Below are 6,000 nucleotides of genomic sequence, written 5' to 3'. Positions count from 1 at the left end.
CCTCCTCGCAATGACATGATTTTTTATAATCGCGTATCTTATACCTCCGGTTCCTGCTGGCTCAGGCAATGGAAACTGCCTAAACCCCATATAATATCGGTAGAATCAATACCTATAACTTCATGATCGGGGAAGCATTGCTGTATTATTTCACAAGCTTTATCATCATTTACCGAGCGATAAGTAGGTACAATAACCGATGAGTTGGCAATATAAAAATTGGCGTATGATGCAGGTAAACGGGTATCTTCATATATCACGGCTTCGGGCATCGGCAGCTCCACAATGTTAAGCTGTTTGCCGTTTAGCAGGCGCATGGTTTTTAAGGTTTCCAGGTTTTCCTGCAGTATGTGGTAATTTTCGTCGTTTTTATCTTCTTCAATTACGGTAACCACGGTATCCTCGTTCACAAACCGGGTAATATCATCAATATGCCCATCGGTATCGTCGCCTACAATGCCATCGCCCAGCCATAAAATTTGCTCTGCACCATAGTAATTACGCAGGTAAGTCTCAATCTGCTCCTGGTTTAAATGCGGGTTACGGTTTTTATTAAGCAGACAGGCAGTAGTGGTTAAAATAGTGCCTTTACCGTTAAAATCAACCGATCCGCCTTCCATCACAATACCCGGATTAAATACAGGCAGATTAAAGTGCTCGCCAATTTTAGTAGGGATCACATCGTCCAGATCAAAGGGAGGGTATTTACCGCCCCAGGCATTGTACCCCCAGTCTATGATGGCTTTTTGCCTGGTTACAGGATTGATCAAAAACGCTGGTCCGTGGTCGCGGCACCAGGCATCATTCGTGCCAAACTCAAACAATTCCACCCGGCTCATATCAACCCCCGCGGTTTGCAGCTGGAAAGTTACCGAAGCCTTCATGCTCTCGTCCAATACGTTGATGCGTACCAGTTCGTTGCGGGTTAAAATCTTAATAAACTCGATATATGAGGGATATATGGTATCGATCTTTCCTGGCCATGATGCCTCTTTATGCGGCCAGCTTAGCCATGTAGCAGTATGCTTAGCCCACTCGGCAGGGAAGTAAAAGCCTTGTGAAGCAGGGGTTTGTATAATGGATGTATTTTGGCTCATAATTGGTAAAAAGTAAGTTAGTATATCCACATCGTCATTGCGAGGAACGAAGCAATCTCTAAGCTATGCAGAGCCAATGGAACGGAATATTCATATTTGACTTGCCTTCGTAGAGATTGCTTCGTACCTCGCAATGACGCGTGAAGAATTTAATCCTCGTCCAATAAACGCTTGGTTATTGGCTGATACGAATCAATCCTCCTGTCCCTTAAAAAAGGCCAGTGGCTCCGGTAATAATCAGATTTATCTAAGTCAAGTTCCTGCACTACTACCTCTTCATCATCATGGGAGGTTTGGTGAATAATGGTGCCGAATGGATTGGCAAAAAATGATCCGCCCCAGAATTTTACGCCAGCTTCTTCACCAACACGGTTTACACTTACCACGTGTATGCCATTGGCCACGGCGTGCGAGCGTTGTATGGTTTGCCAGGCATTATATTGCTCTGTGTTGGTAGCCTCATCCTGCGTAGTAGCCCAGCCTATGGCTGTTGGATAAAATAATATATCGGCACCCATTAAAGCGGTAATACGGGCAGCTTCGGGGTACCATTGGTCCCAGCATATCAGTACGCCTAATTTGCCATATTTGGTTTTGAACACCTTATAGCCCAGGTCGCCGGGGGTAAAGTAAAATTTTTCATAAAAACCCGGATCGTCGGGAATATGCATTTTGCGGTATTTGCCTAAATAGCTTCCATCGGCATCTAAAACCGCGGTTGTATTATGATAAAGGCCCTGCGCACGTTTTTCAAACAGCGAGGCTATGATCACTACGTTAAGTTCGGCGGCTACTTTCGACAGTTCATCGGTTGATGGACCGGGTATGGCTTCGGCCAGTTTAAAGTTGTCGTAATCCTCAACATCACAAAAATAAAGGGAGGTAAAGAGTTCCTGTAAACAAACTATTTGCGCGCCTTTTGCGGCTGCTTCCCTTACTTTAACAATAGCCTTTTGCAAGTTCTGCTGCTTATCAGCAGTGCAGCTCATTTGTACCAGGCCAACTTTTACTTTACTCATACTACTAAAATTTCCGCAAAAATAACAATTGATATGATGATTTTTGCGCAATTAATTAATGATTACACGCTGCTGATGGTCAGGTTTTTTATCGCTCTTTGCAAACTTTAGTTATATAAACAGCGTTGTTGAACCAAAGTTGTTACACTTCAAAAAAAAATTCATGTGTTAAATCAAATAATTAGCTTTGCAGCCAATGACAGAAGAAGAAATAATTGACGAAGGCGCCGAGCATAAAACCTGGAAAGGTAAGCTTTGGGGCGTTATAAAAGTTATATTGATAATTGTTGTTACCGGTGGCCTTTTATACTGGGTTTTCAGCAAAGTGCCATTCTCTAAAATTAGATACAGACTTGTACATGCCGATAAAGCTTGGATAGCCGCCGCTATTCTCTGTTATTTTACTTCGATGTTGTTTTCTGCCTGGCGTTTATTAAGTTTTTTCAAATCAATAAATTTAAGACTTGATTACCGGTTTAACTTAAGATTGTATTTTTTAGGTCTGTGTTATAATGTATTGCTGCCGGGTGGTATCGGTGGCGATGGATATAAAATATACCTGTTGCATAAGCGCTTTAAGTTACCTACCAAAAAAGTATTCCTGGCTATTTTATTTGACCGCTTGAGTGGTTTTTGGGCAATTGGCCTCATAACCGTAGCATTGATCGTCCTTATACCACATATTACCGAACTGATTGGTTTAGGTATCCCCATGGGATTACTGGTAGTAGGTTCAATTACCTATTACATAGTGGCCCGTAAATTTTTCAGAGAGTACACCCACAAATTTTTCGCGGCTCATTTAAAAGCTATCGGGGTACAGTCAACACAGCTGCTGGCTATTGTGTGTTTACTTTTGGCCCAGGATTTTACCGGTAAGTTCGCCCCCTATTTACTCTCGTTCCTGATTTCGGCATTAGCGGCCGTTATTCCTTTTAGCTTAGGCGGTGGTGGGGTAAGGGATGCCATTTTTGTAAACCTGGCAAAGCCATTTCACTTAACCGAAGACATGGCCGTATACCTGAGTTTTACTTTTTACCTGATCTCCATAGCCGTGGCATTACTTGGCGTTTATTACGTGTTCCGCACCGACAGGTTGCAGCGGGGCCTTCCTCCGGTTGAAGAAAGCCTCCCTGCTGTTGAAGAAAATTAAAGTTTATTCGTACACCTAATTTTTTAAATTTGCGTTCCTGTTATAAACTAACAAACGTAAATGAGCCATTTTAATGATTTTAACAATCCGCAGGTTGCTGCGTTGCCCGGTCATTTAAAACAATTTATAGTCGACCAGCATTACGAGCATTACACACCTATTGACCATGCGGTTTGGCGCTATGTGATGAGGCAAAATTACAGCTATCTGAAGGATGTGGCCTACTATCCGTATATACCCGGCCTAACAAAGGCAGGCTTAACCATTGAACGGATCCCCGATTTGCAGGAAATGAATGATGCATTGGTCAAAATTGGCTGGGGCGCTGTTACCGTTGATGGCTTTATACCACCCGCTGCCTTTATGGAGTACCAGGCTTATAGGGTGCTGGTTATAGCTGCAGACATCCGCCAGTCGCGTCATATTGAATATACCCCGGCTCCGGATATTATACATGAGTCGGCAGGGCATGCGCCTATTATTGCTGATAAGGATTATCACGAATACCTGAGTTATTTTGGTTCGATAGGGGCAAAGGCCATGTTTTCGGCCCAGGATTTTGAATTGTACGAAGCCATCAGGGCGCTATCTATATTAAAGGAAATGCCTGATGCTGATGAAGAAGAGATCAGAAAAGCCGACGAACGGGTAGCTTATTGCCAGGAAAACATAGGCGAACCATCTGAAATGGCCTTACTGAGCCGCCTGCACTGGTGGACGGTGGAGTACGGACTGATCGGTACACTGGAGCAGCCTAAAATTTATGGCGCGGGCCTGTTATCGTCAATAGGCGAGAGCTCAAGTTGCATGAATCCAGAGGTCGAAAAACTATGGTACACCATTGATGCGGTTAATTATAGCTATGATATTACCAAGCCCCAGCCGCAGCTTTTTGTAACGCCAACTTTTCAAAACCTGATAGATGTGCTCGAAGAATTTGCTAACACCATGTCGTTCAGGCGCGGCGGTGCTTATGGCCTGGGTAAAGCTCTTGAAAGTAAAAATACCTGTACGGTGGTTTACAGTTCGGGCTTACAGGTATCCGGTACCATTACTGAATTTAAGGTGGATGAGCATGATCAACCCTATTTTATTAAAACCACAGGCCAAACGGCGTTGTCCTTAAATAACCAACAATTACCAGGTCATGGCAAAAACTACCATCGGGACGGATTTAGTTCGCCGGTTGGGAAACTAAAAAATATTCATACGCCTTTGGAGGACTTATCAGACGAAGAGCTGGACAACATCAACATTGCCAAAGGCAAAACCACTGAGCTCGATTTTGAGAGTGGAATCCTGGTCAAAGGAACGGTAAAAGGTATTTTGGCATTTCAGGGCAAAACACAGCTCATTACATTTACAGATTGCACGGTTACCGATAAAAAAGGCCATATATTGTTTGACCCTTCATGGGGTGTATATGATATGGCCGTAGGCGAAAAGATCATATCAGTTTTTTGTGGCGCAGCCGATAAAGAGGCTTTTGAGGAGATTGTTTATAAATCAAAAACAGCAACTCATCATGTAACGTATAGTTTTAAAAACAAGGAACTCCACAAACTTTATCAGCAAGTGCGCAATTGCAGATTGAAGCAGGGTAATTACGGTTTTTTGGGCAATGTATGGCTCAAGTTGCAAAAAGACCATCATGAAGATTGGCTTTGCGCGTTGGAGATATTGGAATTGCTTGAACATGAAGGTATTGAACCTGTGCTGGCAGCTGATATCAGGCAATTTCTGCAACAAAAAACAACAGATCAGCCCGAACTAAAAAAACTCATCAGTGATGGTTTTTATCTGATCGAGCATCCTGTTGAGCAAAAATTGGTATTTTAGACGCGGAATAAATAAGCCCCACCCAACCCTCCCCGGGAGGGAGGGCTTTAAAAAACAAAGTCTCCCCTTTCGGGGGAGATTTAGAGGGGGCTATGCACATGAACATCATTATAACAGGCGCCAGTAGCGGCGTAGGATTTGAAGCAGTAATTGAACTGATACTTTCGGGTAACCACAAGGTAATTGCACTTGCACGCTCGCAGGATAAGCTGGAGCGCCTGCTGGAAATTGCCCATGGCCTGAACCCGGATTGTCAGCTATATGCGTTGAGTTTTGATATTGTTCATGATGACTATGAAGGTTTGCAGCAATTTATTGCCACAAATTTTGATAACCGCATTGATGTTTTAATAAACAATGCCGGTGTACTCATCAACAAGTCATTTACCCAATTACTGGAAACCGATTTTGTGGAGATGCTGCAAAGCAATTTCATAGGTCATGTACGTATTATACAAGCGCTTTTACCGTTGATGCCCGCCGGCTCGCATATTTTAAATATAGGCAGTATGGGAGGTTTCCAGGGCAGCGTCAAATTCCCCGGACTATCAGCTTATTCGGCAAGTAAGGCGGCACTGCATACCCTAACTGAGTGCCTGGCCCAGGAATTAATTGAGCAGGATATTAAGGTAAACTGCCTGGCTTTAGGCTCAGCCCAAACTGAGATGCTGGAGCAAGCTTTCCCCGGCTATCAATCGCCGGTACTGGCATTTGAAATGGGTAAATATGTGGCCGATTTCGCACTTACCGGGCATAAATTCTTTAATGGTAAGGTGTTGCCGGTTGCAGTGAGTACGCCGTAAGGAATCAATTATAAAAACGCGGCATTGCGAGGAGCGAAACTCTATGCGATACAGAACGAATAAGCCTATCGCATACCCGCTCTTGGCCG

The 6,000-nt window shown here is 43.6% G+C and carries 5 protein-coding genes; 3 read left to right on the top strand and 2 right to left on the bottom strand.

Annotated features, from left to right (window positions below; all coding sequences use genetic code 11):
- Window positions 1–38: 38 nt before the first annotated feature.
- On the bottom strand, window positions 39–1,097 hold the full coding sequence (locus tag AC1DRQ_RS06785) for an agmatine deiminase family protein (RefSeq protein ID WP_477423106.1): 1,059 nt from the start codon (window positions 1,095–1,097) through the stop codon (window positions 39–41).
- Between the two features lie 149 nt (window positions 1,098–1,246).
- Window positions 1,247–2,116: a carbon-nitrogen hydrolase gene (locus tag AC1DRQ_RS06780; RefSeq protein ID WP_429398552.1), complete on the bottom strand. Its 870-nt coding sequence runs from the start codon at window positions 2,114–2,116 to the stop codon at window positions 1,247–1,249.
- 196 nt (window positions 2,117–2,312) lie between these two features.
- On the opposite strand from AC1DRQ_RS06780, the gene AC1DRQ_RS06775 reads away from it, so the two are divergent.
- The 3 genes from AC1DRQ_RS06775 (at window position 2,313) to AC1DRQ_RS06765 (ending at window position 5,911) form a co-directional block, all read left to right on the top strand.
- Window positions 2,313–3,269, top strand: coding sequence for a lysylphosphatidylglycerol synthase transmembrane domain-containing protein (locus AC1DRQ_RS06775; protein ID WP_477423104.1), 957 nt, complete (start codon window positions 2,313–2,315; stop codon window positions 3,267–3,269).
- A 60-nt stretch (window positions 3,270–3,329) separates the two neighbouring features.
- Complete coding sequence (locus AC1DRQ_RS06770; RefSeq protein ID WP_477423103.1) at window positions 3,330–5,108, top strand: aromatic amino acid hydroxylase; 1,779 nt, start codon at window positions 3,330–3,332, stop codon at window positions 5,106–5,108.
- 98 nt (window positions 5,109–5,206) lie between these two features.
- A complete protein-coding gene (locus tag AC1DRQ_RS06765) occupies window positions 5,207–5,911 on the top strand; it encodes an SDR family NAD(P)-dependent oxidoreductase (protein WP_477423101.1) in 705 nt (234 codons plus the stop codon).
- The last annotated feature ends 89 nt before the right edge of the window (window positions 5,912–6,000 follow it).

This window comes from Mucilaginibacter sp. P4_E8 (assembly GCF_056401495.1).
This window is presented reverse-complemented; position numbering and strand designations above follow the sequence as displayed.